This is a genomic window from Paenibacillus sp. FSL R5-0928, from assembly GCF_037970385.1.
Classification (GTDB): Bacteria; Bacillota; Bacilli; order Paenibacillales; family Paenibacillaceae; genus Paenibacillus_AQ; species Paenibacillus_AQ odorifer.
In genome coordinates, this window is the sequence record NZ_CP150225.1 from 3,077,635 (window position 1) to 3,102,764 (window position 25,130).

Sequence of the window (25,130 nt, forward strand, 5' to 3'; positions counted from 1 at the left end):
CCTTAGCCGGACACATCAAGGAGGAAACGATATAGATGACTACAAAACAGACATCACAGCTCTCCAGCCTTAAAAAGAGTGTAGCCCCTTACGAGAAAAATGACCGCAACGCAAGTATAAGACAGCTCATCAATACTTTAGGACCACTTGTGCTGTTATGGGGCGGAGCTTATTTCTCTTTATCCGTTTCCTATTGGCTCACCCTTCTGTTAGCTATTCCTGCAGCAGGATTTGTAATTCGAACTTTTATTATTTTTCATGATTGCACACATGGATCGTTTTTTAAGAATCGTAAAGCGAATGATATTATCGGAACGATCACAGGTGTACTGACACTGGTTCCTTATCGGCAGTGGAAACATAGTCATTCCATTCACCACGCCAGCTCCAGTAATCTCGATAAAAGAGGGATCGGCGATATTTGGATTATGACGGTCGATGAATACGCAGCAGCTTCCTTCTGGAAACGTCTATATTACCGGATTTACCGCAATCCCATCGTGATGTTTGGTCTTGGACCGATTGCTGTTTTTATGATTCAGTATCGTTTTAATGTTAAAGGTGCTAGACGCAAAGAGCGGATGAATACCTATTTGACGAATATTTCAATCGCAGCCCTTTATGGCTTGCTGATATGGGCTATTGGCTGGCAGGCATTTCTTATGGTGCAGCTGCCTGTAGCATTTGTATCAGGGTTTCTCGGCATATGGTTGTTCTACGTCCAACATCAGTTTGAAGACTCTTATTTCGAGAATGAATCCGAATGGAGTTATGTGATGGCCGCGGTTGAAGGCAGCTCATATTATAAGCTGCCGAAGGTGCTGCAATGGATTACGGGCAACATCGGCTTCCACCATGTGCATCATTTAAGTCCAAAGGTGCCAAACTATAATTTGGAAAAAGCGCATAACGCGACTCCACCGCTACAAAAAGCAACAACGATTACGATTGGTACCAGCTTGAAGGCTCTTCACTTCCGTCTTTGGGATGAGGAAAATAAACGTTTCATCAGTTTCAAAGAGATGAAGTCCATATTAAATAAACCTAAAACAGCAGGCGAGGTCCTGCAAGTTCATAAGCCCAGACTCCAGGGAGAATAATGGTCCACATTGTAATCAAATAGCAGCAAAATGGAAGGTTAGAGCCGGAGAACTCATTCGCGCTCTAATCTTTTTTCTCTTTATCGTTGTGGTTCACCGGATTTTACCGGATTTATGCTAGAATAGGGTGAGTGGCATATGGCAAAAAGGAGAGCGAACATGCAGAAGTGGCATCATATTTTTCATAAAAGTACAGGTCTTAGCCCTTATGTATGGGTCGTATTTTATATTCTACCGTTTTATTTCATCTTTCGGTCCTCCTCTCCCTACCAGGTAGTTTCGGGAATCTTGATGATCGCTGTGTTTTTTGTTTGTTATGTGCTTTCTTTTGTCTCCAAGGGTTGGTTAGTTTATTTTTGGACGAGCGTGCAGATACTTGTCTCTATAACGATGACGTTGTTGTTTGGATATATGTATTTTGCGCTTTTTTTAGCCTTTTTTATTGGGAATATCCAGAATCGAGTAGGGTTTTTCACCCTATACTCCATTCATTTGCTGACTACGATTATTACGATCAATTATGAGCTGCTGTCGCGTAATCCCGTATTTATCAGCCAGCTTCCGTTTGTGCTTGTCAGTATGATTGCAGTGATCCTGCTGCCAATCAGTACCTATAACCGCAATAATCAAGGGAAGCTGCAAGACCAATTGGAGGATGCTAATAAGCGAATCTCTGAATTGGTTAAACTCGAGGAACGCCAGCGGATTTCACGTGATCTACACGATACATTAGGTCAGAAGCTTTCGTTAATTGGTCTGAAAAGTGATTTGGCAGGAAAGCTTATCGACAGTAATCCGACGCAAGCAAAAGCCGAGATCAATGATGTACGTCAGACGGCAAGAAGTGCACTGAAAGAGGTCCGGGAGATGATTACGCGAATGCGCGGCATTCGGCTTGAGGACGAGCTCGTTCATATTCAGCAGTTTCTTGCGGCTGCGGAGATCGATTATGTTTTGCAAGGCAATCCTAAACTTTCTAACACTTCATTGATTACGGAGAATGTGCTCAGCATGTGTATTAAGGAAGCTGTCACAAATGTTGTGAAGCATAGTAATGCACAGTCCTGCTCAATTATCATCGAACCTACGCGTACAGATCTGATCATTAAAGTGAAAGATGATGGAACCGGCATCCCGGGCAATGATCTTTATTTTAAAGGACATGGGCTGCAAGGCATGCGGGAACGTCTTGAATTTGTGAATGGCTGTATGGATATCGTGCAAGATGGGGGAACTACGATCGTGATTAAGGTCCCTAATGCATTTAAGCATCCGGAACAGGAGGTAACCTTATAATGATTAAGATTGTAATCGCTGAGGATCAGCGGATGCTCCTTGGAGCGCTGGCATCTTTGTTGGATTTAGAAGAGGATATGAAGGTAGTGGGCCGGGCAAGCAACGGGGAAGAAGCTGTAGCGATGGTTCAGCAGCATAAGCCGGATATCTGTATTATGGATATTGAAATGCCAGCGATGAGTGGTCTCGACGCTGCGGAAGCGCTGAAGAATAGCGGCTGCAAAACGATGATATTAACCACCTTTGCCCGTGCGGGATATTTCGAACGTGCGCTCAAGGCGGGAGTTCATGCTTATTTGCTGAAAGACAGTCCTAGCGAAGAACTGGCACTTTCGATACGTAATGTGATGGCAGGCCGACGCATGTATGCACCGGAGCTAATGGATGAAGCCTACAGCGGTGAAGTGAATCCTCTGACTCAGCGGGAGAAGGAAGTACTTGGACTCATTGCCGACGGTAAAAATACAAAAGAGATCGCCAGCCAATTGTACATTACCACGGGAACAGTCCGGAATTACATCTCTGTTATACTAGATAAGCTGGATGTAGGTAACCGCATCGAGGCAATCACTCGATTTAAGGAAAAAGGTTGGTTTAAATGAGCGTGGGTAAGAAACGATTAGTTGGCTGAAGCAGCTTGTAAACGTAAACGCTAATCACTGATTGCTGATCGCTGATCGCCGATTGCTAATCGCTGATCGCTGATCGCTGATCGCTGATCGCCGATTGCTGATTGCTAATCGCAGAGCGCTGATTGCTAATCGCTGATCGCAGAGCGCTGATTCCTAATTTATGCTCACCAATCGCAAATAGATGTATTTCCTACAACTATATGCTATAAAATGCTCGTCAGATGCGATTTAGTTGCATTTCTTACATCTAAAAGTTCGCTTAGAGGGCATTTCCATTATTTTGCGGGGAAATAGTTGTAGAGAATGCAGTTAAAGAGTTGTCTAAGCAGAAAATATACTTATAATTGTACTGAGTGCAGCTATTTCTTTTATTAGCATTAGTGAAATTCAATATAATCCGCTAAAAATAAAATTTTTAATGTTATTTTGATGTTAACACTCGCCAAATGTTCCCGCGCCGTATATCATTAATTATCGGCCTATTATCCACAATAGGACAGTTAATCAAAAGGAAGTGTATTTTCTGATGTCAAGAAAGCTAAGAGCCGGCATAGTTGGCGGCACAGGTATGGTAGGACAACGTTTTATTGCCCTTCTAGAGAATCATCCTTGGTTTGAAGTAACTGCGATTGCTGCCAGTGCTAGATCTGCTGGAAAAACGTATGAAGAATCGGCCAAGGGCAGATGGAAGTTATCTACTCCAATGCCTGAGAACGTAAAGAATATTATGGTCCAAGACGCTTCTAAGGTAGAGGAAGTAGCTGCGGATGTAGATTTGATCTTTTGTGCTGTTGACATGAAAAAAGATGAGATTAAAGCGCTCGAAGAGGCTTATGCTCGCACCGGAACGCCAGTAATCTCCAATAACTCAGCGCATCGCTGGACGCCTGACGTGCCTATGGTCATTCCTGAGATTAATCCGGAGCATCTTGAGGTTATTGCACAGCAAAGAAAACGTCTGGGAACAGAGACAGGGTTCATTGCAGTTAAACCTAACTGCTCCATTCAAAGTTATGTGCCTGCACTTCATGCGCTCAAAGACTTCAATCCATCTAAAGTGGTGGTCACTACCTACCAAGCTATTTCTGGTGCAGGAAAGACTTTTGCGGACTGGCCAGAAATGCTGGATAACGTGATTCCTTACATCGGTGGCGAAGAAGAGAAGAGTGAGCAAGAGCCTTTGCGGATCTGGGGAAGCGTTGAAGAAGAGGGTATCGTAAAGAGTGAAGCGCCAACGATTACTTCGCAGTGTATCCGTGTGCCTGTAGCGGATGGACATATGGCTGCTGTATTTGTTTCTTTTGAGAAAAAACCGTCCAAAGAAGAGATTCTGAATCTCTGGAAGAGCTTTAAAGGACGTCCTCAGGAGCTTGAACTGCCTAGCGCACCTAAACAGTTCATTACCTATTTTGAAGAGGACAATCGTCCACAGACCAAGCTGGATCGTGATATTGAGAACGGAATGGGCGTATCGACGGGCAGACTTCGCGAAGATGCCCTCTATGATTACAAATTCGTAGGTCTCTCCCATAACACCCTGCGCGGAGCAGCTGGCGGTGCTGTGTTGATCGCTGAGCTTCTGAAAGCAGAAGGTTATATTCAACCGAAATAAGTCCATACATGAGCTGCACAGCTGATGTGAATAGACACCTCATCAAAGCTTAGTCTTTGGTGGGGTGTTTTTATTTTAATTTTACATTTGGTAAAATAAGTTATGGAAGGAGAGGATACCTTTGAATAAATATTTATTAGCTTTTATTTGGTTACCATTAATCCTGTTTACAAGCGGTTGTACATCGTCAACTCAAGAGGAACAAGAGTATGGAGTGTCATCTATAAATGCTGAAATTCCAATTCCGAAGAATGCCAAAGAAATCGAAGTGATAACAAATTCAAATAACCCTAATATAAAAATTGGAGCAAAGTACGAGTTGGATAATATAGGGGGAGAACAAGGTCTTTATCGGCCTGACAGCTATTTTAATAAATTAAGCGATGATGGATGGATAGAGCTGGAGGACAAGCGGTTAGGGCATGTGCAATTTTTTGAAAAAAAGGACACCGTCATCGCCATCGAAATACATGAGGATAGCTTTGATATTCATGAAATGAATAAAGATGCTAAATTCTAAACAGTGGCTAGTTAGATGAAGCATTTGTTATTACTTAAACAGAAAGGTTGAGAGTGTGGTAAGATAGGTAAAGTGTATAAACTATACGAATTCTGAATGACTGACGGAGTGATATAATGGGTGCAAAAAGTAAAGGTGGCGGCACAGGCAGAGGTACGGGGAGTAAAGGCTGGACACGCTGGAACAAAACAGCAAAACCAGTTAAACCTGCTAAAGGTGACCCAACGACGGGTCCAGGTGCTAAAGGTGCAAGTGGAAGCAAGGGCAGTAACGTGAAAAAAAGCGGAAGCACCAAATAGCTCCAATAAACTGGGTTATTCCTGAAGGTTAACATCTGATTTTGATCGTTAAAATCAGGTGTTTTTTTATGACCAGATGTAAGTATATAGAGAGAAAGTAGGATCAGCAGTGAGAATCGATAAATATATAAGCGAAACAGGCTTTTGTTCCAGAAGGGAAACCAAACGATTAATTGCTGCAGGTCGAATCGCTGTGAATGGTATCGTCTGTGATGCGAACATTCTTATAGAGCCAGAGGATATCGTATGGATCGATGGGGAGCCGATAACAAGCAGTAAAGGGGAGCCAGTGTATCTCGCTTTGAATAAGCCGATAGGCATTACCTGTACAGCAGCCCCACATGTAGCTGGGAACATTATTGATTTTGTAGGGTATCCTTCAAGGATCTTTGCGATCGGCAGATTAGATAAAAACTCGGAAGGCCTCATTTTGTTAACCAACGATGGAGAGATCGTAAATAAAATGATGCGTTCCGAGAATGGGCATGAAAAAGAATATGTAGTTAATGTAGACAAACCGGTTACGTCAGAATTCTTACAAGCGATGTCTAGCGGCGTGAACATTCTTGGAATCACAACGAAACCTTGTGAGGTCTATCGGATCACAGAATGTCAGTTTAGAATTATCCTAACTCAAGGTCTTAATCTGCAAATACGCAGAATGAGCAAGGAGTTAGGATATAGAGTACTAAAGCTGGAGCGCATAAGAATTATGAATATTACATTAGACGGCTTGGAGCTAGGACAATGGCGGCATTTAAGCAGTGAAGAGCTGAATGAGCTTATGTCCCGCTTAAACTAACTTTGTCAACAAAGCCTCTGGCAGTTGGGGTAATGTCTACAGCTCCGGTAATCGCTGAGATAACAGAGATCCCATCCGCACCGGCTGCTAATACAGGTGCAACATTTTGCAGCGTGATTCCCCCAATGCCAACCAAAGGGATGGTAATGCCTTTATTTCTTAGTTCTTCAATAATCGCAGTGCCTTGAACAGCTTTGGCATCCTCCTTGGATGACGTAGGATAAATGGGACCCACGCCCAGATAGTCGGCTCCATCGGCAATCGCTTGCTGAGCTTCAACGAAAGAGTGAGCGGATACACCAATGATTTTATTCTCTCCAAGTAGCTGGCGGATTGCCAATGCAGGTGTATCCTCCTGTCCTACATGAATTCCGTCCGCATCAAGCGCGATCGCTAAATCAATGTCGTCATTCACGATAAAGGGCACGCCATTGGCATGACAAATCTTTTGAAGTCGTCTCCCAAGATTAAGTCGAGCCTTATCGCTTAAGGAACCGGTACCCTTTTCACGGAATTGAAACATGGTTATGCCCCCAGCAACCGCTTCCTGCAGCACCTTAACTGGAGCTTTACGGCAATTTACACTGCCCATAATGAAATAGACTTTTAATAGATCTCGCAGATGTTCACTGTTCATTCGTTGCACTGTTAATCCCTCGCAGTCTGTTTTGATAAGCAAAATGATTGGTTGGTCCATGTCCAGCCCCTATGCCCAGCTCGTCTTCAATCGCCGCTTGTATAAACGCTTTGGCAGTTTGAATGGCCTCAGCTACGGATTTGCCTTTGGCTAGCTCGGCGGTGACTGCTGCTGAATAGGTGCAGCCTGTACCATGCGTATGTCTGGTCTGAATCCGGTTACTCTCCAATAAGGTATATTCGTCACCATCATATAGAAGATCGGTTACTGCTGTGGTCGAGGTATCATGTCCCCCTTTTAGCACTACATATTTGGAGCCCATGCCATGAATGATTTTGGCCGCTTTTTTGCGTTCTTCGATGGTGGTGATCGTCATCTTTGTGATTATTTCGGCTTCGGGAATATTGGGTGTCGTCACCAATGCTAAGGGCAGCAGATGGCTGACTAAGGATTGAACTGCCTCCTGCAGCAGCAGTGTGGACCCTCCTTTAGCGACCATCACAGGATCAATTACAAGATTAGACCAGCCGTAATGCTTAATTTTATCTGCCACAATGCGGATGATGTCACTGTTAAATAACATCCCGGTCTTTACGGCATCTGGTTGCAGGTCAAATCCTATAGAATCAAGCTGCTGAATTATGGCGTCCAGAGTCACTGGATAAACCCCTTGGACACCCAGCGTATTCTGCGCTGTCACAGCTGTGAGGACGGACATGCCATAGACAGAAAGCTCCTGAAAGGTTTTTAGATCGGCCTGAATGCCAGCACCACCGCCGCTATCGGAGCCGGCAATGGTTAGAGCTTTGGATATAATCATCGAATTCACTCCTTCGAGGGTCATTAACTGAGCTGTTTGATGCTGGATCTTTCTAGGAAGACTTCTGGCGTGACCCATGTCAGTTGATTTAGAAACTCAACCTGAAAACTTCCCGGCCCTTGACCAGTCGTTAGTTCAGCGGCGATTTCAGCTGCTACTCCATAGAAGGAGAGGGCTTCCACTGCGGCCTCCAACGAGGCACCTCCACTTACCGCGAGAAATGCACCCACAACAGCGCTGAGTAAACAGCCAGTTCCTGTAATCTTCGTGAGAATAGGGTGACCGTTGCTGGCAATAAAAGTGTTTTTTCCATTCGTGATCACATCGTCTTTTCCAGTTATGATGACCACACAGCTTAACTTCCTCGCAGCAGCTTCAGCCAAAAGGACTACATCGCCTTCACCTTCGCCAGCATCCACCCCTTTAATGGACCAACTCTCCCCAATGACATTAGCGACTTCAGCCACATTCCCCCGCAGTGCGGTGATTTGCATCTCATTAACTAGCTTTTGAGTGACAGCGGTCCGATAAGAAGTTGCGCCTGCACCTACCGGGTCAAGCACTAGGGGAACCCTGTGTTTATTAGCGGATTTACCAGCGAGCAACATAGATTGAATAGCGTAGTCATTGAGTGTGCCGATATTTAGAACTACAGCAGACGACATAGCGGCGATGTCGATCACTTCTTCGTGGGCATCCGCCATAAAGGGAGAGGCGCCAAGCGCCAATAGACCGTTGGCTGAGAAATTGGCTACCACAATATTAGTGATGTTGTGGATCAACGGGTTGGATTCCCGTACTTTGGCTAAATAACTCATTATAATTCCTCCTCAAGCTTGTATGAACAACTAACTAAACATTACAGATTGATAAAAGCTTCCTGTGCTTTAATATCCTCTGGTAGAAGATTGTTGGTGGATAACCACTGCTGAACCTTTTCCCAAGATGTCGGGTCTTGATATCCAAAAGATTGATCGCCAGCATTCATCAGCGGCAGCAGAATCTCAAGACTTTTTTTCTCAATCTCCTTGTCGAGCGGTGAAGTTGCATCTTCATGTGCAACCAGTAAATCCAGGGCTTGTTCAGGATTCTGCTCCACAAATTCCTGTCCTTTTGTAATGGCATTTAGAAATTTTTTAAAGTAGGCTTCAGAATTTTGCAATCCTTGTTCGCTGGCCACCAGCACAAGCTCATAATAGTCAGGTACTCCGTAATCCGTTGGATTAAGCGAAGTGACCGGATGTCCCTCTTTTTCAAGGATTAGTTGTTCATGGTTGATGAACCCGCCCATTATTGCGTCTACTTGTCCAGTAGAGATCGCAGGGATGAGGTCAAAACCTACGTCAATCAGCTTGGCGGATGAAGGATCGCCTCCATCACTCTGGATCATTGTCCGAATCACCGCTTCATAGAGCGGAATGGAGGAATAGCCGATTTGTTTTCCCGCGAGCTCTTTTGGACTATGAATACTGCCAGCCTGAGGAACCATCAGATGATTCAGTGGATGCCGCACGATTGCTGCAATCGAACGTACAGGGATTTTCTCGCCGCGTGCCATAAGTACCTGAGGTTGATAACTGAGCGCTAGATCAATTTGATTCGCTGCAACAAGCTTTAGGGAATCATTGCTGTCCGCAGGCATTTTGATCTCGACATCCAAACCTTCCTCTTGGAAAAAACCTTGCTGTTGCGCAGCGTATAGAAAGGAATGAACGGCATTGGGATACCAATCAAGCATAATCGTCAGCTTGTGTGACTGCTTATTTTCGGTATTGGAGGGATCGGTTTGGGAGTTGTTATTTATCTTGTCTGCCTTCCCGCAGCTGCTTAAGAGCAAAAGTGTGCATACTAGAAATACAGAAATAAGTCCTCGTTGTGGGGATTTTAAATGATTCATTGGTTTGATCCTCTTTTCTTTAAAAATAATTGTTCGAGTAAAGCTATCGCCAGAAAAAGCACCACACCAAGCGCGGACAGCAGAAATACAGCCGCGAACATTTCATCGCTCTGCATATTTCCGGCCATTCTGCGGCTGAAGTAACCGAGTCCTTTACTGCCGCCGAGCCATTCCCCGATAGTAGCTCCGATGACGCAGTATACAATGGACAGCTTTAAGCCAGAGAAAAAAGCAGGCAACGCCAGTGGAATTTGGGTTTTGACAAGCAGCTGCCAGCGGTTTGCACCAAATGTTAATAATAAGTCCTTGTAAGTCTGGCCACTTGTACGAAGTCCATCATATGTACTCACTACGACTGGAAAAAAAGCCGTCAAAAACACCACAGCCACTTTGCTCCACAGCGAATATCCGAACCACATAATAAAAATGGGGGATAGCGCAATTAATGGGATCGTCTGGCTAATGATAAGAAAGGGATAGATGGCCTTTTCTATGGGGCGATACAGGAACATTCCAGTGCCCAGCAATACACCACAAATAACAGAAAGGACAAAACCCACCAGTATCTCCTGTAACGTCGCCAATAAATGCTGTCCAAATAATAATTGCCTGTGCTCGATCAATGCGATTCCAATAGAGGAAGGTGCAGGGAGAATAAAGGCTGGAATCATGTGAAGGCGAACAGCCGACTCCCAGATTACAAGAATGAGCAGTACCAGAAGAAGGAAGGGACCATAGTTGTCTAGATGTTTTTTAAAAGGTATAGGTTGCATGCAATCTTCGCTCCAACTCTTCCCGTAGTGCTATAAACCGGGGTTCATAGTTCATCTTATAATGTCTTGGCCTTGGTAGATCCACAACGATCTCCTGTAATTCGCTGTGCGCACCGCCAGATAATAAATAAATCCGGTCACTGAGCAATAGTGCTTCTTCCAGATCATGAGTGATGAGCATAATCGTCTGATTCAATTCACCCCATAACTCCAACAGCCAACGGTGTATCTCGCGTTTGGTCATGGCATCGAGAGCGCCAAAGGGCTCATCCAGCAGCATAAGACCACTTCCGCCTCCAGCCACTAAGGTGCGCAGAAATGCGACTCGCTGTTTCATTCCTCCCGAAAGTTCATGGGGATAAGCCTTCTCTACATCTGCTAAGCCGAAGCGGGTCAACATTTCCCGAATCTGAGTGATCGTATCCTGTTTACTAAATCTGGGCTTGATCTCCCAAGGCAAAAGGCAGTTGTCGAGCACTGTCCTCCAAGGCAGCAATAAATCCTGCTGAGGCATATAAGCGATCTGGCCTAAACGACTAGCGGTTGACGGGTGCGTAGAGAGTTTTATTTTTCCGTGAGTAGGTTCGAGTAAACCGGCAATCGTTTTGAAAAATGTACTTTTCCCGCATCCGCTAGCACCTACTACGGAGACGAATTCCCCTTGCCTGATATCCATGGATAGATCTGCGAATACAGGGGGTTGCTCAGATTCCGGAAAAGAGTAGGTTAGGCCTTGAATAGATAAAATGGTCGTGATGATCTAACCTCCTAAAATTTTTGTGGAGCGCCTAAACAAATAAAGACCCATCCATTTCCAGAGGAAATGAATGGGTCAAAAAGTTCATTCTGCATAATAACACTTAACATGCTTGATGAAAATTCTGCTCCACTTCCCTCCGCTGGTATGATCCAGATCAGGTTCCAAGGGTCCGGAGCTTGAAGCTCCGTCTCAGTCGGCCGACTCCCCTAGTGAAATAACAGGTCCATATTAATTTGTTTATAAATATACCATATCTTTCTGAGAAGTAAAGAGAGAAAGAAGTGAAGGATTAATCCAAGATTGGGTAAGATATAGGTAGGAATCTAGTTAATATTATAATTCCGATGTATATAATCGGAAAAAAGTATTGACGATCATGTGATGGCAGTGTACTATTCAATTTGCCGGAAAAAAACCGGATAGAGAGAGGGGATTTAATAATGAAAAAATGGAGTTTAACTATTATATTGGCGTTAACCGTGGTCCTTGTAGCGGCTTGCGGCAATAATTCGAATACCAATACGGCTGCTGAACCAACAGCTGGAACGAATGGTGGAACAGCATCTTCAGCGCAAAACAGTTTGGAGGCTGTGAAGGCCAGCGGCAAATTGCGGATAGGTACAGAAGGGACTTATGCACCTTTTACTTATCATGACACTGCGGGGAAATTGACTGGTTTTGACGTGGAAATTGCTGAAGAAGTAGCCAAACGTTTAGGTGTCAAAGCTGAATTTTTTGAAACTCAGTGGGATGGTATTTTTGCTGGGATGGATGCGAAACGGTTTGATGTCATTTTCAATGAAGTTTCCATTAACGAAGATCGCAAAGTGAAATATGATTTCTCTGAACCCTATATCGTATCCAAAGCAGTATTGATCGTGAGCGAAGACAATGAGGATATTAAGACCTTTGCCGATCTTAAAGGTAAAAAAGCCGGACAATCCCTGACAAGTAATTTATCCGATATCGCTCGTGAGAACGGTGCTGAAATCGTAGCTACAGATGGTTTCAATCAAGCGATGGACCTGCTGACTTCGGGACGTATTGATGCAACTGTGAATGATGGCTTGTCTTATCTGGATCTAAAAAAACAAAAACCAGATGCAAAAATTAAAGTGGTTGATGAGATTCCTGAAGGATCACAAAGTGCCGCGGTATTCCTGAAAGGTAATGATGAGCTGGTGAAAGCGGTCAGTGATGCGATTACAGAGATGAAGAGTGATGGAACGTACTTGAAAATTTCCGAGAAATACTTTGGAGCTGACGTTTCAAAATAATACAAGGCTAGCAAGGCTAATTAAGCCTGGAAGCTAAAAAGGATGTCTGAATAATGGATGACCGCAAAATACAAATTTTCTTAGACACACTGCTACCCCTGCTAAAAGCCGGGGTGGCTTTTACCATTCCGTTGGCGCTACTTTCCTTTGTGCTTGGATTGATTTTGGCGATCCTAACCGCGCTGGCACGTCTTTCTCCGTGGGTAATTCCGAAGCTAATCGCCCGTTTTTATGTGTGGGTTATTCGAGGAACCCCATTGTTAGTGCAGCTATTTATTATATTTTATGGTTTGCCGGCTGTTGGTATTGTACTCGACCCCTTCATTGCCGCCACCATTGGATTTACTCTTAGCGTAGGGGCTTATTCATCGGAAATCGTACGCGCTGCTATCCTGTCGATACATAAAGGCCAATGGGAAGCTGCCTTCTCAGTCGGGATGACTCGTGGGCAGGCTCTGCGCCGCGTAATTCTGCCACAAGCTGCGCGCGTTTCTGTACCGCCGTTATCCAATTCCTTTATTAGCTTGGTTAAAGATACTTCGCTTGCAGCGATCATCACCTATACGGAGATGTTTAGAACCGCACAGCAGGTAGCCTCTACCACTTATGAGCCTCTGCTGGTATACTCCGAAGCAGGATTGTTTTATTTAGTGTTCTGTTCTGTGCTGTCGGCGCTGCAAAATTACTTGGAGAAACGACTCGATCGTTACTCTGCGACCTAAAGGAGAGATACTTGTGATTGAAATCATTAATTTGCATAAATCCTTCGGCGCACTCCAAGTGTTAAAGGGTATTGATCTGAAAATGGAGCATGGAAAGGTACTTGTCATTATTGGGCCATCTGGCTCCGGGAAGACTACACTGCTGCGCTGTTTTAATCTGTTGGAAATCCCGGATCAAGGCAGCCTGTCGCTCAGTGATATCACCATCAATTTTACAGATCATAAGAAAATTCCTCAGAATTCCGTATTGGCCCTTCGTCAGAAAACAGGGATGGTCTTTCAATCGTATAATTTATTTCCGCATATGACTGCGCTTGGCAATGTGATGGAGGGACAGGTAACTGTCTTGAAACGATCCAAGGAAGAAGCGCGCAAGCGGGGGCTTCAGCTGCTGGCTAAGGTGGGTTTGGCAGATAAAGCTGATAACTATCCACATCAGCTGTCAGGTGGACAGCAGCAGAGAGTGGCCATCGCCCGGGCTATGGCAGTAGATCCAGAAGTGTTATTGTTTGATGAGCCCACTTCGGCGCTCGATCCTGAGCTGGTAGGGGAAGTGCTTAAGGTTATCAAACAATTAGCGGCAGAAGGTATGACTATGGCGATTGTGACCCACGAGATGAAATTTGCCGCCGATGTAGCGGACCGGATCATTTTGATGGATGGTGGTCATATCTTAGAGCAAGGGACTCCGCAAGAAGTGCTGGAGCATCCGAAGAATCCCCGGGCTCTGCAATTTCTGAACAGACTGAATGGTGAAGAAGAGTAGAAAGACAATATACACGAAAAAGCAGCTCGGGAATCATCCGGAGTTGCTTTTTCATGTGTAGATTATTCAAATGAGAAGAGTATCTGAAATTTGGCTTATACTCCAGTTTTCAGAAATTCCAAAGCGTTGTAGAGCATAATCGCTGCTTCGGCGCGGGTGAGTTCGCTTTTTGGATTAAACTTTCCGTTAGCATCCAGGCTATTGATCTTGTATTTCAGGGAGCGCTGAATACTGCCTTGATACGCAGGAGTCAGAGAAGCTTCATCAGCGATATCTACTGGAACGATATTGATCATCGGCAGATTGCCAACGCCTTCGATCGCTTGCACTAGATAGTTAGTGAATTGCTCTTTGGTCATAATGAGGTTAGGATCAATGTCTTTAGGAAGCTTAACTTCATTGTAATAAGCATTGATAAAGGCTTCAGCGTACCAGGCTTTGTCTTTTACTTTTGTGAACAAGCCGCTGGCAACAGGAGCTTTGTTAAAATCAATGGCCGCGAGGCTAAGCTGGAGACCGCCGGAGATAAACTGAATCCCTTGGGCTGTAGTTACCTTAGAGCCAGGGAGAAATTGAGATTCGCTGACACCTTTAATTAACCCTTGATTTTTTAAAGAAATGATTTTTTCTTTGCCGTTTATGTTATCAATATCCTTAAAGGTGTTCCCAGCTGCAAACATCTGACCACCCAAAGAAAAGGAGAAAATGGCTACGGTTGTGATCGCTGCTAGTGTGCTTTTTTTCATGTTCATGTCTTTTCACCTCGTTGTATGGATAGGCTCCTTAGCCTTTGTCACTCCTTTAACGTTGTAAATTATGGAAAGGTTGCGGTCTAATCTGTATTATTTCACGAAAAAGTAGATTTTAATAGAAATATGGGCCAGATTGGGGTGTAGTACTTTGGATAAGTGGCATGAAATGATATAATGATGTCAGGCTCTTTTCATTCGTGGTTAATTTTGTTATGATTATATCGTAACGATTACTATTTATGGTTTGTCCAAACTGCATAAATAGGAGCGTCTCAGAGGGTACGGATGTTAAATCGTTCCGGGAAGGTAGGAGACCAAATGGATCAAATATCAAATATCAGTCAATTGTTTGCGGCGCAAAAATATAAATTAACGCCTCAGCGTGAAGCTATAGTGAACGTTCTGCTCGACAATGAGAAGGATCATCTAAGCGTAGAAGAAGTATATATGCTTGTTAAGAACAGCTATCCACATCTGGGCCTGGCAACGGTATACCGTACACTTGAGCTTTTATGTGAGCTACACATTGTAGAGAAGATGAACTTCGGAGACGGAGTTGCCCGTTACGATTTGCGCGGGAACGATCATTCGCATATGCATCATCATTTGATATGCAGCGTATGCGGTCGGTTGGAGGAAATTAAGGACGACTGGCTTGTGGAGCTGGAGAGAAGAGTGGAACGTGAATATGGCTTTAACGTCACGGATCACCGCCTTGATTTCAAGGGTACTTATGGAACATGTAAACGTACAGGCTGCAAAAAAGCAAAAGCAGAAGCAGATAAAGCAGTCTCGTAAGATCGCTTTCTAACCTAAAGACACAGGCTCCAAGCCTGTGTCTTTTTTGATTACTACGTTTTAGGAAGTCTAGCTTCGAGTAGGTACAAAGGATTTGATCCACGTTCCGAAGCTGCCAGGGTTACGGCTCTGAACGAGAATTACACCTTCTCCACGAAAGCGGCACACAAGTGCTTCACCACTGGTTATGCTGTTTAGCCAGCCAGAGGCTGCCTTTTCTACCTTATAGTCCATATAATCTGGCCATGCTACGAGGTGTCCGTTATCGATAATCATTTCTTCACCAGGTCCTAAATTAATCGCATGGATAGCACCGAAGGAAGACAGGAACACCGTTCCTCTGCCACTGATTTCTACAATGAAGAAGCCTTCACCGGAGAAGAGCCCTCTGGTTAAATTCTGCATTTTGGTATTTACTTGAATGCCTTCAGTTCCGGCGAGAAATCCGTCTTTTTGAACTAACAGTTTATACGATCCGTCTAATTCTATCGCCTGAATATCGCCGAGTGAGCCAGGTGACAGCAATACCTCACTTTGACCACGGGTCGCTCTAAGTTCTTGAAAGAAGAATTTCTCACCGCTCAGCATTCTCCCGAGACCGCGCATTAAACCACCATCCACGGTTCCTTTTAATTCTACGTTAGGTGACATCGCGACCATTGCGCCCATTTCAGCCTTTACGCTTTCACCGGGATTTAGTTGGACCTTTAACATAGCAAAAGCACCTTCATACAAAACCTGGTAATTCATCCTTTAAACCTCCGCATCTATTTAGATAAGATAGAATACTAGCTTTGCTCTAAGTGTAACGGAATTCTTGCTTCGCTCATAGTCTGGAATATGTTAAAATGAAGTTGTCTTATAGATGTAAGATCAATAATCATTCACCCATGAATAGGAGAGTGGTGTCACATGGCACGAACCAAGACACAAAAAGCCTTGCGTAAGGCAGAGCGCTCCGGAGCCTGGTGCGCAGCACAAAGTCGTAGATCGAATAGTGATTATGGAGCCATTTCACAGCATGTACGGTTAACACCAAGCAAGCAGGAACAATTGAATAAGAATAGATATAAGGGGCAGATCTTCCAAGATGATGCTCCTTTTTTATTGGCTATTTGATAAGAGAACATTGCTCAGCGTATAGTAATTGAAGAAATAATATATAGGAGATGTATCCATGATGAAACAAAATAAATATGACGATTCGAATTTCTTCTCAGCCTACCAGCAAATGCCTCGTTCTATTGGAGGACTAGAAGCAGCAGGTGAATGGCATGTATTAAAGGCGCTTCTTCCAGACTTACATAATAAAAGTGTGCTTGATCTGGGCTGCGGCTTCGGCTGGCATTGCCTGTATGCCCGTGAGCAGCAGGCGAGTTCAGTTATAGGTGTGGATATCTCTGAAAAAATGCTGCAACAGGCGCGTGAAAAAACGAACGATCCTGCTATAACTTATATCCAGCTGCCGATTGAGGACATTGATTTTACGAGCGAGCAATTTGATGTGGTCCTCAGTTCATTGGCTTTCCACTATATTGAATCTTTTACAGCCATCTGCCGCAAAGTCCATGCGTTTCTTAAGCCTGGCGGAAGTTTTATTTTTTCAGTGGAGCATCCAATCTTTACCTCACGGGAAGAGCAAGACTGGTATTCCGATGAGCAAGGAAAACGTCTGCATTGGCCCGTAGATCATTATCAATCAGAAGGACTTCGTGAAACTAAATTCTTAACAGAAAATGTGATTAAATACCATCGCACGATTTCCACTTACTTCAATGACCTGATTGAAGCTGGCTTTACTATTAAAGCGGTTAAAGAACCAAAGCCTTCTGAAGAAATGAGTAATGATCCATGGATGAAGGATGAGGAGCGTAGACCGATGTTCCTGATCATTTCGGCTGTAAAAGAATAATTTCATTCTCATGTTTCTTCATTTACACCTGTTCTCTGCTGTGCACACGATATTCTCTTGGTGACATACCAAAACGGCTTCGGAAGACGCGGTGAAAATAGGTATAGTTCGCAAAACCACAAGTTTCTGCTACTTGCTCCAGCGGCATGGGACTGAAGGTTATCCGTTCTCTGGCCATTTCCAGTCGGACATCGTTTACATATTTAATAATACTGGTCCCAAAGGCTTCTTTAAATAAATGAACGGCTCGCGAGACGGATATACCCACAAAACCTGCTACATCCTCCAATAGAAAGGGTACGGTTGCGTGCTCCTCAACATATTGCTTCATTCGGTATGCCAAATAACCTTTTGGAGTAATTGCTGGCTGGTCTGTAATTAGCCGGTCGATTTCCATACATAGAATTTGCAGATAGCAGGCAGATATTTCTGGAGAGAAGTCGGAAAGTCGACGGTGCTCCAGAATTAACTGGCGAAACAAGCCAAGAAAATTCTCACTAAGCGGCACACTTAGGCGAGTGGGTCTTTGTGAACGTTGCCACCATTCATCAATCCATGTTCCCCCGCAAAAAATATGATAATCTCCGCTTTCAATACGTGGCTTGCCTACAGGGTACTCTTCTTTATCTATGATCAAATAGTAAGGATCATTTGGAGCGAATAACATAATATCCCCGCTTTCCACAGGTGACATCACACCATCGATCAATGCACGGCTTCTTCCTTCCGTTTGCAGACGTATAAGAAAGTTCTGGTTCCCTTGACTTTGAGACATATGAAAAGGCTTGCGATGAAAAGAAAATCCGGCTGATAATACGTGACAGGTAGCAGAATGAGTCATAGGTCCTCCTAGGTGTATTGAAATGATAAGCAGATTGTTCATGTTTTAATCATATTCTTCATTTTAATATATACGCTTTCATATTACTATGTAGCTAAGCAATAAAGAAAGAAATCGACCATCAACGCTAGAAACAGTCGGTATTAGCTGTGCTTACAAGAATGACAGTTTAAGGAAACTGATGAGAATCAGATTAGTCAATTCTGTTACAGCATTATTGTTCAAGTGATTATCACTACAGAAAGCTAACTTTAAATCCAATTGGAGTGATTCGAAAATGCTGAAGATAGGCCTGCAATTGTATACGCTCAGAGAAGAACTGGAACAGGATTTTGAAGGGACACTGCGTAAAGTGGCTGCCCTTGGTTATAAAGGCGTGGAGTTTTTCCATTACTTCGGCCGTAGCGCAGCAGAAGTCAAACAACTGCTTGATGAACTAGGATTAGTAGCGCTGGGCGCACACCGTCCCTATGACACGTTGTTAAATGATACAGAGGCAGAGATTGCGTACAACCTAGAGATTGGAAATCATAATCTGATTGTGCCGTATCTGTCAGAAGAACAACGTAACTATGAAGAAGTTGCTGCGAATCTGAAGATCATTGGAGAAAAGTGCAAGGCGCGTGGAGCGGTTCTTTTGTACCATAATCATGACTTTGAGTTAACTGATCGATATGGTGACCGTACAGCGTTTGACGGTTTGTTTGAAGAAGTGCCAGCTGATTTGCTGCAAGTTGAAATGGATACATGCTGGGTACATCACGCAGGTTATGATGCCGTAGAATATATCAACAAATACGCTGGTCGGTTGCCGATCATCCATCTGAAAGATTTGAAGAAACATGAGGATGGTTCACCGGAAACGGTTGTTCTAGGCGAAGGAGAAGTAAACCTTACAGCAATTCTTGATGCAGCTGTACAGGCAAAGGTAGAGTGGGCGGTAGTGGAGCAGGATTATTGCAGCCGTTCACCATTAGAAAGTGTAGAAGATAGTTTGAAATGGGTAAAAGCATACGCTAATCAAGGGGGAAATGTTCATGTCTAAAAAGTTGAGAATTGCTATTGTCGGTTGCGGTGGAATTGCTAATGGAAAACATATGCCAAGTTTGTCACGTCAAGCAGATGCTGAAATGGTAGCCTTCTGTGATATCGTCGAAGAACGTGCACAGGAAGCAGCAAAAACCTATGGTGCTGAAGGCGCGGCTGTATATACAGATTATCAAGAGCTTTTGAAAGCCGGAGGATTCGATATCGTGCATGTATGTACACCGAATGACAGTCACTCCGTGATCACAATCGCAGCATTGGAAGCTGGCAATCATGTAATGTGTGAGAAGCCTATGGCGAAGACTACAGCTCAAGCACAGGAAATGTTAGAGGCTGCTAAACGTACAGGCATGAAATTGTCTGTAGCTTATCAAAACCGTTATCGTGCGGATAGTGAATACCTTAAAGACGTTTGCGAAAACGGTGAGCTTGGTGAAATCTATTATGCAAAAGCGATCGCAGTACGTCGTCGTGCGGTTCCTACATGGGGCGTATTCCTGGATGAAGAAAAGCAAGGTGGGGGTCCACTGATCGATATCGGTACGCATGCGCTTGATCTAACATTATGGATGATGGACAATTATAAACCGCGTAGTGTTATGGGCTCGACTTTTCATAAGCTAGGTAACCGTAAAAACGGCGGAAATGCCTTTGGTCCATGGGACCCTGAACAATTTAAAGTAGAAGATTCAGCATTTGGATTTATTACCATGGAAAATGGTGCTACAATTGTACTGGAATCAAGCTGGGCTCTTAATGTATCGGAATTTGGAGAAGCGAAGACGCTCCTCGCAGGTACAGAGGGTGGCGCAGATATGAAGGACGGGTTACGCTTAAATGGTGACCGTGGTGGCCGTCTATACGAGACTAAAATTGACTTGTCCGCAGGGGGAGTAGCTTTCTTTAACGGAGGACAAGAGAGTGAATCCGATCGTGAAGCTCGCTTGTGGCTTGAGGCAGTTAGGGAAGATAAAGAACCAGTAGTTAAACCTGAACAAGCCCTTGTCGTTACCCAAATTTTGGAGGCTATTTACGAATCTTCCCGTACAGGTCGTGCTGTGTATTTTGACGGAACATCAGATAACTAAACGAGAAGCAGGTGTGAAGTTCATGAGTTCAAACAGACATTCTGTAGTCATTGTTGGTTTTGGAGGAATGGGAAGTTATCACGCAGGATTGATAAAAGAGACCTCTACCTTAATCGTAGTTGGAACGTACGATGTGCTTGAAGCACGTCGTACCAATTCCAACGACGCTGGCTACAAGGCGTACCAAAGTTATGAAGAAGTATTGGCAGATTCTTCGGTCGAAATTATTCTAATTGCCACACCGAACGATGTGCACAAAGAAATTGCGATTCGTGCATTACAAGCTGGCAAACATGTCATTTGTGAGAAGCCAGTTACTCTATCGAAGGTTGAATTTCAAGAAATACTGGCAGCCGCTGATGAAGCTGGACGTGTGTTTATGGTGCATCAGAACAGACGTTGGGATGAAGATTTTTTAACCATCAAAAAAATGTACGATGAGGAGACGATTGGATCCCTATTCCAGATCGAATCCCGCGTGCATGGAGCAAACGGAATTCCTGGAGACTGGCGTCATGTTAAGGCACAAGGCGGAGGGATGCTGCTGGATTGGGGCGTTCACTTATTGGACCAGCTATTATTCATGATTGATAGCAAAATCACCAGTGTGAGCAGTAGTCTAAGCTTTATTTTAGGAAACGATGTCGATGACGGCTTTGAAGCTATTCTGCAATTTGAGAATGGAATTAAAGCGATCGTAGAGGTTGGGACGACTAACTTTATTACATTGCCAAGATGGTATGTGAAGGGTATCGAAGGTACTGGAATTATTGAAGACTGGTCATTAACCGGAAGATTGGTGACAAGAAATAACGCAGGTGAAAAAATCGAACCGAAGCCGATTCGTGCAGGTGTAGGACTAACTAAAACTATGGCACCTCCATCGGAGGGGGCAACGATCACTGAGGAATTACCTCAGCCGTCGGAGTTAAGCTCTAGCTTTTATGATAATTTCGCTGCTGTCATTGAGGGTACTGCAGAACCTATCGTTAAGAACGCTGAGGTTATGCGGGTACAGAATTTGATTGAAGTTATTTTTGAAGCTGCTGAGAGTAATCAAGTGGTGAAGAATTTTGATACCTACGGTAAATAATAAGTGAACTATTTCCAAGAGGAGGTGGCCTACAATGAAACTTGGAGTATTTATGGTCTTGTTTGGAGGTCGTAAGCTGGAGGATGCTCTTGATTATGTAGTATCCAAAGGGCTAAAGGCGGTAGAAATCGGTACGGGAGGCAATCCTGGCAACAGCCACTGCGACCCTAAAATGCTGCTGGAGAATGAAACAGCCTTACAAGAATTCAAACATGCTGTGGAATCTCGCGGACTTACAATCAGTGCTTTGAGCTGCCACGGTAACCCATTGCACCCGCAAAAAGAACTTGCTCAAAAGGATCATGAGGATTTCGTAAACTCGGTCAAATTGGCGCAGAAGCTAGGGGTTCCGGTTGTGAATACCTTCTCTGGATGTCCTGGAGATCATGAGGGTGCTAAATATCCGAACTGGCCTGTAGCTCCATGGCCCAATGATTATCAAGAAATTCTGGACTGGCAATGGGAGAACAAGGTTATTCCTTATTGGAAAGAATGGGGTGCCTTTGCCGCTCAGCACGATGTAAAGGTAGGTCTTGAGCTGCATGGCGGATTCTCTGTACACACACCAGGTACTTTGCTGCGGCTGAGAGAAGCAGCAGGTGAAGTGATCGGTGCGAACCTTGATCCGAGTCACATGTGGTGGCAAGGAATTGATCCTGTGCAAGCGATTCATATTTTGGGACGCCAAGGTGCAATCCATCACTTCCATGCGAAGGATACCGTTATTGATCCTGTGAATGTCAACATGCACGGATTAACTGATATGCAGTCGTATACCAAGATGCTTGACCGTGCTTGGCAGTTCCGTTCTGTCGGTTTTGGACATGATCTTAAGACTTGGGCTGACATTATTAGTGCACTTCGTTTGGTTGGGTATGACTATGTGGTTAGTATCGAGCATGAAGATGGGCTGATGTCTATTGAAGAAGGTTTCTCTAAAGCTGTAAGTAATCTTCAACAAGTATTGATTGAGGAGCCACTGACAGAAATGTGGTGGGTTTAAACGAAATGGAGAGCTTCACGAAAGTTAAATTAAATGATGAACAGCTGGATATTTTGGTGAAAGCGGTTTTCGGTTCAGAAACTGCAGTTAACCTTAGTTCAGAACTTACCGGAGGCTTTTTTAATACAGCCTATGATTTGGAACTTAGCACTGGGAAATCTGTCATTCTAAAGGTTGCCCCTGCTGTAGAGACAGATACGTTAAGTTACGAGAAGAACATTATGCGAACTGAAGTGGAAGCTCTCCGAATGGTTGCAGATAAGGGTGTCGTGCCCGTGCCTGCCGTCTACCATTATGATGAAAGTCTGCTGCTCATTCCTATTCCGTATTTCTTTATGGAGAAGGTGGAGGGCCAGCCCTACAGTGATGTGAAGGAGAGTCTTTCACTTCCGGAGAGAGATGCTATCGAAACTGAGCTGGGGCGTTACAATTGCATAATCAATGAGATACGCGGAGAACGTTTTGGCATTTTTGGAACGGATTCAGAGGAGCCAAGAGCCTCGTGGAGAGAGACCTTTTCATGCCTGATGGAAAGTGTACTTGCTGATGCCAAGAGGCTGAATGCACAGCTCCCTGCGTCCTATGAAGAGATTATGCAGGAGGTTTCCAAGTATCTCCCTGCATTAGATGCTGTAACCGAGCCACGACTGGTGCATTGGGATTTATGGAATGGGAATGTATTTGTGAAGGATGGAGTCATCGTATCGCTGATTGACTGGGAGAGAGCCCTGTGGGGCGATGTGCTGATGGAGTATTATTTTAGGCATTTTGAGAATTCTGCCAGTTTCTATAAGGGGTACGGAACAACCTACGACAGTCCAAACGAGATTCAGCGGAAGAAGCTTTATGATCTTTATCTTGATCTTATTCTTGCTATTGAATGTTATTCACGCAAATATGCAGACGAAGGTTATGTCCGTTGGACGCACGATAACTTGACTGAGGGTTGGAACCGTTTCAAAGGCAGCAGTGAATGAAGGTTATAGGTGTAAAAAATGACGTGCGAAAGCACGTCATTTTCCTGTATCTAATTAGATTGGAGGATTACCATGCAGCCGTTAAAAATACCGAGAGAACATAAGCTTCAGATTACAGCCAGTATTCAAGAATATTTTGATACAGAGCTGTCTAACGAAATTGGTCAATTAGCCAGCGAGAACCTTCTCGATTTTATGCTCAAAGAACTTTCGCCTTATATTTACAATCAAGCGTTGGCAGATGCACGAAAAGTGATTGAGCAAAAGATGATTTCTCTGGAAGAGGAAATGTATGCTCTCGAACAACCCTTATCCTCAGGCAGAAGATAATCCAAAAACACGATAAATTTTAGCGCAGATTTATAACAGTTACGTCTGGATCAGTATCAGCTTCGTAATCTACACCTTCAGTCTCGAAGCCAAATAGCTGGAAGAATTCCTGTTTATAGCTATGCAGATCCGTTAGGTCGTAGATATTGTCTGAAGTAAGCTGGTCCCAGATTTCGATAACTTCTTGCTGGACTGCCGGAGACAATTCCCAATCATCTATACGGATACGGCCTTCTTCATCCACAGGAGTTCCTTTCGCTGCATAGAGATGTTCAGCAAACAACCGATAGGTCTGCTCAATACAACCTTCATGAAGACTGTGCTCTTTCATGACTTTGTAAAGGGCGGAAATATAGAGAGGCACTACAGGAATCGCCGAGCTGGACTGTGTGACAAGACCTTTTGTGACCGCTACATAAGCTCTACCGTGAGTAACAGATAACGCTTCGTTAAGTGTTCTCGCCGTAGCTTCAAGATGGTCTTTAGCAAGTCCAATGGTTCCCTGGCGATATACCGCTTGAGTAAGCTCTGATCCGATATACGAATAAGCAATAGTGGTTGCGTGATCTGCTAATACTCCGGCTTGCTGGAGTGCTTCTATCCATAGCTGCCAATCATCACCGCCCATCACCCGTACGGTATCATGAACTTCCTTATCGGTCGCGGGTTCAATGGAGATTTGACTTACCTCACCGGTGTGAAAATTTACAGTTTTGTTGGTAAAGGTGTCGCCAATAGGTTTGAGAACAGAGTTATATACTTCACCTGTCTCCGGATCTGTACGGCGCCCAGAAGCAACACTGTAGATGACCAAATCGACTTGTCCTAATTCGCTGCGGATCAGCTGGATAGTTTTTTCTTTGGTCTCTTTGGAGTATGCATCTCCGGTAACGCTGTAGGATTGCAGGCCTGCAGACTCCGCAAGTTGTTCGAAGGCTGCAGAATTGTACCACCCAGCAGAGGCTGTACGGGTTCCATTGCTGCTGCTCGGCCGATATACGCCTACTGTGCTGGCTCCAGCCCCAAAGGCGGCTGTAATCCGTGAGGCGAGGCCGTAGCCTGTGGATGCGCCAATGACTAGCACCTTCTGTGGTCCTTTGATCTCGGGTTGTGCCTTAATATACTCAATTTGCCGCTCGACTTGACGAGCGCAGCCTTGCGGATGTGCGGTTGTACATATAAAGCCACGTGTTCTAGGTTTTATGATCATAATAATAGTTTCCTCTCTTTCATGAAAAGCAGCTAATGATACGTGTTATTTCTAATTTTAACAATTTTCATTCCAATGGAGAAGGATTGTTTATATTTCTTGTATCTAATACAATAAATCCTGGGCTTTTAAAAGGTTGGATTTTTGCATTTACTTAACTCTGTAT

Annotated in this window: 29 protein-coding genes and 1 riboswitch; of the genes, 19 read left to right on the top strand and 10 right to left on the bottom strand. The window is 44.2% G+C overall.

The window, feature by feature from the left end:
• The first annotated feature begins 35 nt into the window (after positions 1 to 35).
• The 7 genes from MKZ16_RS13730 (at position 36) to MKZ16_RS13760 (ending at position 6,261) form a co-directional block, all read left to right on the top strand.
• Complete coding sequence (locus MKZ16_RS13730; protein ID WP_036686288.1) at positions 36 to 1,100, top strand: fatty acid desaturase; 1,065 nt, start codon at positions 36 to 38, stop codon at positions 1,098 to 1,100.
• 159 nt (positions 1,101 to 1,259) lie between these two features.
• On the top strand, positions 1,260 to 2,396 hold the full coding sequence (locus tag MKZ16_RS13735) for a sensor histidine kinase (RefSeq protein ID WP_036686290.1): 1,137 nt from the start codon (positions 1,260 to 1,262) through the stop codon (positions 2,394 to 2,396).
• Positions 2,396 to 2,998 carry a response regulator transcription factor gene (locus tag MKZ16_RS13740; RefSeq protein WP_036686291.1) on the top strand — a complete coding sequence of 201 codons (603 nt, stop codon included), beginning with the start codon at positions 2,396 to 2,398 and terminating at the stop codon, positions 2,996 to 2,998. The genes MKZ16_RS13735 and MKZ16_RS13740 overlap by 1 nt, the downstream gene beginning before the upstream one ends.
• 556 nt (positions 2,999 to 3,554) lie before the next feature.
• Entirely contained in the window at positions 3,555 to 4,640 is a 1,086-nt protein-coding gene (gene asd / locus MKZ16_RS13745) for an aspartate-semialdehyde dehydrogenase (protein WP_038570412.1), read from the top strand.
• Between the two features lie 121 nt (positions 4,641 to 4,761).
• Positions 4,762 to 5,160, top strand: a complete 399-nt coding sequence (locus tag MKZ16_RS13750) for a hypothetical protein (protein WP_076105014.1) — start codon at positions 4,762 to 4,764, stop codon at positions 5,158 to 5,160.
• Between the two features lie 116 nt (positions 5,161 to 5,276).
• Positions 5,277 to 5,459, top strand: a complete 183-nt coding sequence (locus tag MKZ16_RS13755; protein ID WP_038570418.1) for a DUF3934 family protein — start codon at positions 5,277 to 5,279, stop codon at positions 5,457 to 5,459.
• Positions 5,460 to 5,568: 109 nt separating this feature from the next.
• The gene (locus MKZ16_RS13760; protein ID WP_076101683.1) at positions 5,569 to 6,261 is read left to right on the top strand and encodes a pseudouridine synthase; all 693 of its coding nucleotides are present in this window, start codon (positions 5,569 to 5,571) and stop codon (positions 6,259 to 6,261) included.
• On the opposite strand, the gene thiE is transcribed toward MKZ16_RS13760, so the two are convergent.
• Genes thiE through MKZ16_RS13790 form a run of 6 tightly spaced genes read right to left on the bottom strand, consistent with a single transcriptional unit; the run spans position 6,242 to position 11,064 of the window.
• Positions 6,242 to 6,898: a thiamine phosphate synthase gene (gene thiE, locus MKZ16_RS13765; RefSeq protein ID WP_038570424.1), complete on the bottom strand. Its 657-nt coding sequence runs from the start codon at positions 6,896 to 6,898 to the stop codon at positions 6,242 to 6,244. The two genes, MKZ16_RS13760 and thiE, sit on opposite strands and share 20 nt — an antisense overlap.
• Complete coding sequence (gene thiD / locus MKZ16_RS13770) at positions 6,888 to 7,718, bottom strand: bifunctional hydroxymethylpyrimidine kinase/phosphomethylpyrimidine kinase (protein WP_176462624.1); 831 nt, start codon at positions 7,716 to 7,718, stop codon at positions 6,888 to 6,890. The genes thiE and thiD overlap by 11 nt, the downstream gene beginning before the upstream one ends.
• A gap of 23 nt (positions 7,719 to 7,741) precedes the next feature.
• Positions 7,742 to 8,536 (bottom strand): hydroxyethylthiazole kinase, encoded by a 795-nt coding sequence (gene thiM / locus MKZ16_RS13775; RefSeq protein ID WP_036686302.1) that lies wholly within the window; start codon positions 8,534 to 8,536, stop codon positions 7,742 to 7,744.
• Positions 8,537 to 8,577: 41 nt separating this feature from the next.
• Complete coding sequence (locus MKZ16_RS13780; RefSeq protein WP_076105015.1) at positions 8,578 to 9,615, bottom strand: ABC transporter substrate-binding protein; 1,038 nt, start codon at positions 9,613 to 9,615, stop codon at positions 8,578 to 8,580.
• The gene (locus MKZ16_RS13785) at positions 9,612 to 10,388 is read right to left on the bottom strand and encodes an ABC transporter permease (protein ID WP_081393391.1); all 777 of its coding nucleotides are present in this window, start codon (positions 10,386 to 10,388) and stop codon (positions 9,612 to 9,614) included. Before MKZ16_RS13785 ends, MKZ16_RS13780 begins: the two co-directional genes overlap by 4 nt.
• Positions 10,369 to 11,064, bottom strand: coding sequence for an ABC transporter ATP-binding protein (locus MKZ16_RS13790; protein WP_179090010.1), 696 nt, complete (start codon positions 11,062 to 11,064; stop codon positions 10,369 to 10,371). Before MKZ16_RS13790 ends, MKZ16_RS13785 begins: the two co-directional genes overlap by 20 nt.
• A 198-nt stretch (positions 11,065 to 11,262) precedes the next feature.
• A riboswitch (TPP riboswitch) is annotated at positions 11,263 to 11,366 on the bottom strand.
• Positions 11,367 to 11,588: 222 nt separating this feature from the next.
• On the opposite strand from MKZ16_RS13790, the gene MKZ16_RS13795 reads away from it, so the two are divergent.
• Genes MKZ16_RS13795 through MKZ16_RS13805 form a run of 3 tightly spaced genes read left to right on the top strand, consistent with a single transcriptional unit; the run spans position 11,589 to position 13,913 of the window.
• Positions 11,589 to 12,425, top strand: a complete 837-nt coding sequence (locus MKZ16_RS13795) for an amino acid ABC transporter substrate-binding protein (RefSeq protein ID WP_076105017.1) — start codon at positions 11,589 to 11,591, stop codon at positions 12,423 to 12,425.
• Between the two features lie 53 nt (positions 12,426 to 12,478).
• Positions 12,479 to 13,147, top strand: coding sequence for an amino acid ABC transporter permease (locus tag MKZ16_RS13800; RefSeq protein WP_036686309.1), 669 nt, complete (start codon positions 12,479 to 12,481; stop codon positions 13,145 to 13,147).
• 13 nt (positions 13,148 to 13,160) lie between these two features.
• The gene (locus tag MKZ16_RS13805; RefSeq protein ID WP_076105018.1) at positions 13,161 to 13,913 is read left to right on the top strand and encodes an amino acid ABC transporter ATP-binding protein; all 753 of its coding nucleotides are present in this window, start codon (positions 13,161 to 13,163) and stop codon (positions 13,911 to 13,913) included.
• A 95-nt stretch (positions 13,914 to 14,008) separates the two neighbouring features.
• Here MKZ16_RS13805 and MKZ16_RS13810 read toward each other — a convergent pair whose 3' ends face one another.
• Positions 14,009 to 14,665 (bottom strand): S-layer homology domain-containing protein, encoded by a 657-nt coding sequence (locus MKZ16_RS13810; RefSeq protein WP_038570438.1) that lies wholly within the window; start codon positions 14,663 to 14,665, stop codon positions 14,009 to 14,011.
• A gap of 318 nt (positions 14,666 to 14,983) precedes the next feature.
• Between MKZ16_RS13810 and MKZ16_RS13815 the strand changes: the two genes are divergently transcribed.
• Entirely contained in the window at positions 14,984 to 15,463 is a 480-nt protein-coding gene (locus MKZ16_RS13815; protein ID WP_036686314.1) for a transcriptional repressor, read from the top strand.
• 69 nt (positions 15,464 to 15,532) lie between these two features.
• Here the strand turns inward: MKZ16_RS13815 and MKZ16_RS13820 are convergent, their stop codons facing one another.
• The gene (locus tag MKZ16_RS13820; protein WP_036686316.1) at positions 15,533 to 16,213 is read right to left on the bottom strand and encodes a TIGR00266 family protein; all 681 of its coding nucleotides are present in this window, start codon (positions 16,211 to 16,213) and stop codon (positions 15,533 to 15,535) included.
• Positions 16,214 to 16,375: 162 nt separating this feature from the next.
• On the opposite strand from MKZ16_RS13820, the gene MKZ16_RS13825 reads away from it, so the two are divergent.
• Both MKZ16_RS13825 and MKZ16_RS13830 read left to right on the top strand, forming a co-directional pair.
• Positions 16,376 to 16,582: a hypothetical protein gene (locus MKZ16_RS13825; protein WP_036686317.1), complete on the top strand. Its 207-nt coding sequence runs from the start codon at positions 16,376 to 16,378 to the stop codon at positions 16,580 to 16,582.
• A gap of 61 nt (positions 16,583 to 16,643) precedes the next feature.
• Positions 16,644 to 17,375, top strand: coding sequence for a class I SAM-dependent methyltransferase (locus tag MKZ16_RS13830; RefSeq protein WP_076105033.1), 732 nt, complete (start codon positions 16,644 to 16,646; stop codon positions 17,373 to 17,375).
• A gap of 22 nt (positions 17,376 to 17,397) precedes the next feature.
• On the opposite strand, the gene MKZ16_RS13835 is transcribed toward MKZ16_RS13830, so the two are convergent.
• Positions 17,398 to 18,216, bottom strand: a complete 819-nt coding sequence (locus tag MKZ16_RS13835; protein WP_036686319.1) for an AraC family transcriptional regulator — start codon at positions 18,214 to 18,216, stop codon at positions 17,398 to 17,400.
• 277 nt (positions 18,217 to 18,493) lie between these two features.
• Between MKZ16_RS13835 and MKZ16_RS13840 the strand changes: the two genes are divergently transcribed.
• The 6 genes from MKZ16_RS13840 to MKZ16_RS13865 all read left to right on the top strand — a co-directional run bounded on the left by MKZ16_RS13840 (position 18,494) and on the right by MKZ16_RS13865 (position 23,754).
• Positions 18,494 to 19,261 (top strand): sugar phosphate isomerase/epimerase, encoded by a 768-nt coding sequence (locus tag MKZ16_RS13840; RefSeq protein WP_076105020.1) that lies wholly within the window; start codon positions 18,494 to 18,496, stop codon positions 19,259 to 19,261.
• On the top strand, positions 19,254 to 20,351 hold the full coding sequence (locus MKZ16_RS13845; RefSeq protein ID WP_036686323.1) for a Gfo/Idh/MocA family oxidoreductase: 1,098 nt from the start codon (positions 19,254 to 19,256) through the stop codon (positions 20,349 to 20,351). The genes MKZ16_RS13840 and MKZ16_RS13845 overlap by 8 nt, the downstream gene beginning before the upstream one ends.
• Before the next feature lie 22 nt (positions 20,352 to 20,373).
• The gene (locus tag MKZ16_RS13850; RefSeq protein ID WP_076105021.1) at positions 20,374 to 21,444 is read left to right on the top strand and encodes a Gfo/Idh/MocA family oxidoreductase; all 1,071 of its coding nucleotides are present in this window, start codon (positions 20,374 to 20,376) and stop codon (positions 21,442 to 21,444) included.
• Positions 21,445 to 21,478: 34 nt separating this feature from the next.
• The gene (locus MKZ16_RS13855) at positions 21,479 to 22,447 is read left to right on the top strand and encodes a sugar phosphate isomerase/epimerase (RefSeq protein ID WP_076101695.1); all 969 of its coding nucleotides are present in this window, start codon (positions 21,479 to 21,481) and stop codon (positions 22,445 to 22,447) included.
• Positions 22,435 to 23,424, top strand: coding sequence for an aminoglycoside phosphotransferase family protein (locus tag MKZ16_RS13860; protein ID WP_051491449.1), 990 nt, complete (start codon positions 22,435 to 22,437; stop codon positions 23,422 to 23,424). The genes MKZ16_RS13855 and MKZ16_RS13860 overlap by 13 nt, the downstream gene beginning before the upstream one ends.
• A 72-nt stretch (positions 23,425 to 23,496) precedes the next feature.
• Positions 23,497 to 23,754, top strand: a complete 258-nt coding sequence (locus MKZ16_RS13865; protein ID WP_076105022.1) for a DUF2164 domain-containing protein — start codon at positions 23,497 to 23,499, stop codon at positions 23,752 to 23,754.
• A gap of 19 nt (positions 23,755 to 23,773) precedes the next feature.
• Here MKZ16_RS13865 and fabV read toward each other — a convergent pair whose 3' ends face one another.
• Positions 23,774 to 24,964 (bottom strand): enoyl-ACP reductase FabV, encoded by a 1,191-nt coding sequence (gene fabV, locus MKZ16_RS13870; RefSeq protein ID WP_036686328.1) that lies wholly within the window; start codon positions 24,962 to 24,964, stop codon positions 23,774 to 23,776.
• Positions 24,965 to 25,130: the final 166 nt, after the last annotated feature.

Excerpts from the sequence above, each read along its gene's own strand:
- MKZ16_RS13855 (WP_076101695.1), top strand. The coding sequence starts at position 21,479 with ATGAAACTTGGAGTATTTATGGTCTTGTTTGGAGGTCGTAAGCTGGAG.
- MKZ16_RS13800 (WP_036686309.1), top strand. The coding sequence starts at position 12,479 with ATGGATGACCGCAAAATACAAATTTTCTTAGACACACTGCTACCCCTG.
- MKZ16_RS13755 (WP_038570418.1), top strand. The coding sequence starts at position 5,277 with ATGGGTGCAAAAAGTAAAGGTGGCGGCACAGGCAGAGGTACGGGGAGT.
- MKZ16_RS13785 (WP_081393391.1), bottom strand. The coding sequence starts at position 10,388 with ATGCAACCTATACCTTTTAAAAAACATCTAGACAACTATGGTCCCTTC.
- asd (WP_038570412.1), top strand. The coding sequence starts at position 3,555 with ATGTCAAGAAAGCTAAGAGCCGGCATAGTTGGCGGCACAGGTATGGTA.
- MKZ16_RS13815 (WP_036686314.1), top strand. The coding sequence starts at position 14,984 with ATGGATCAAATATCAAATATCAGTCAATTGTTTGCGGCGCAAAAATAT.
- MKZ16_RS13795 (WP_076105017.1), top strand. The coding sequence starts at position 11,589 with ATGAAAAAATGGAGTTTAACTATTATATTGGCGTTAACCGTGGTCCTT.
- thiE (WP_038570424.1), bottom strand. The coding sequence starts at position 6,898 with ATGAACAGTGAACATCTGCGAGATCTATTAAAAGTCTATTTCATTATG.
- MKZ16_RS13790 (WP_179090010.1), bottom strand. The coding sequence starts at position 11,064 with ATGGATATCAGGCAAGGGGAATTCGTCTCCGTAGTAGGTGCTAGCGGA.
- thiD (WP_176462624.1), bottom strand. The coding sequence starts at position 7,718 with ATGATTATATCCAAAGCTCTAACCATTGCCGGCTCCGATAGCGGCGGT.
- MKZ16_RS13850 (WP_076105021.1), top strand. The coding sequence starts at position 20,374 with ATGAGTTCAAACAGACATTCTGTAGTCATTGTTGGTTTTGGAGGAATG.
- MKZ16_RS13845 (WP_036686323.1), top strand. The coding sequence starts at position 19,254 with ATGTCTAAAAAGTTGAGAATTGCTATTGTCGGTTGCGGTGGAATTGCT.
- MKZ16_RS13735 (WP_036686290.1), top strand. The coding sequence starts at position 1,260 with ATGCAGAAGTGGCATCATATTTTTCATAAAAGTACAGGTCTTAGCCCT.
- MKZ16_RS13730 (WP_036686288.1), top strand. The coding sequence starts at position 36 with ATGACTACAAAACAGACATCACAGCTCTCCAGCCTTAAAAAGAGTGTA.
- MKZ16_RS13830 (WP_076105033.1), top strand. The coding sequence starts at position 16,644 with ATGAAACAAAATAAATATGACGATTCGAATTTCTTCTCAGCCTACCAG.
- MKZ16_RS13835 (WP_036686319.1), bottom strand. The coding sequence starts at position 18,216 with ATGACTCATTCTGCTACCTGTCACGTATTATCAGCCGGATTTTCTTTT.
- fabV (WP_036686328.1), bottom strand. The coding sequence starts at position 24,964 with ATGATCATAAAACCTAGAACACGTGGCTTTATATGTACAACCGCACAT.
- MKZ16_RS13865 (WP_076105022.1), top strand. The coding sequence starts at position 23,497 with ATGCAGCCGTTAAAAATACCGAGAGAACATAAGCTTCAGATTACAGCC.
- MKZ16_RS13825 (WP_036686317.1), top strand. The coding sequence starts at position 16,376 with ATGGCACGAACCAAGACACAAAAAGCCTTGCGTAAGGCAGAGCGCTCC.
- MKZ16_RS13840 (WP_076105020.1), top strand. The coding sequence starts at position 18,494 with ATGCTGAAGATAGGCCTGCAATTGTATACGCTCAGAGAAGAACTGGAA.
- MKZ16_RS13820 (WP_036686316.1), bottom strand. The coding sequence starts at position 16,213 with ATGAATTACCAGGTTTTGTATGAAGGTGCTTTTGCTATGTTAAAGGTC.
- MKZ16_RS13780 (WP_076105015.1), bottom strand. The coding sequence starts at position 9,615 with ATGAATCATTTAAAATCCCCACAACGAGGACTTATTTCTGTATTTCTA.
- thiM (WP_036686302.1), bottom strand. The coding sequence starts at position 8,536 with ATGAGTTATTTAGCCAAAGTACGGGAATCCAACCCGTTGATCCACAAC.
- MKZ16_RS13810 (WP_038570438.1), bottom strand. The coding sequence starts at position 14,665 with ATGAACATGAAAAAAAGCACACTAGCAGCGATCACAACCGTAGCCATT.
- MKZ16_RS13740 (WP_036686291.1), top strand. The coding sequence starts at position 2,396 with ATGATTAAGATTGTAATCGCTGAGGATCAGCGGATGCTCCTTGGAGCG.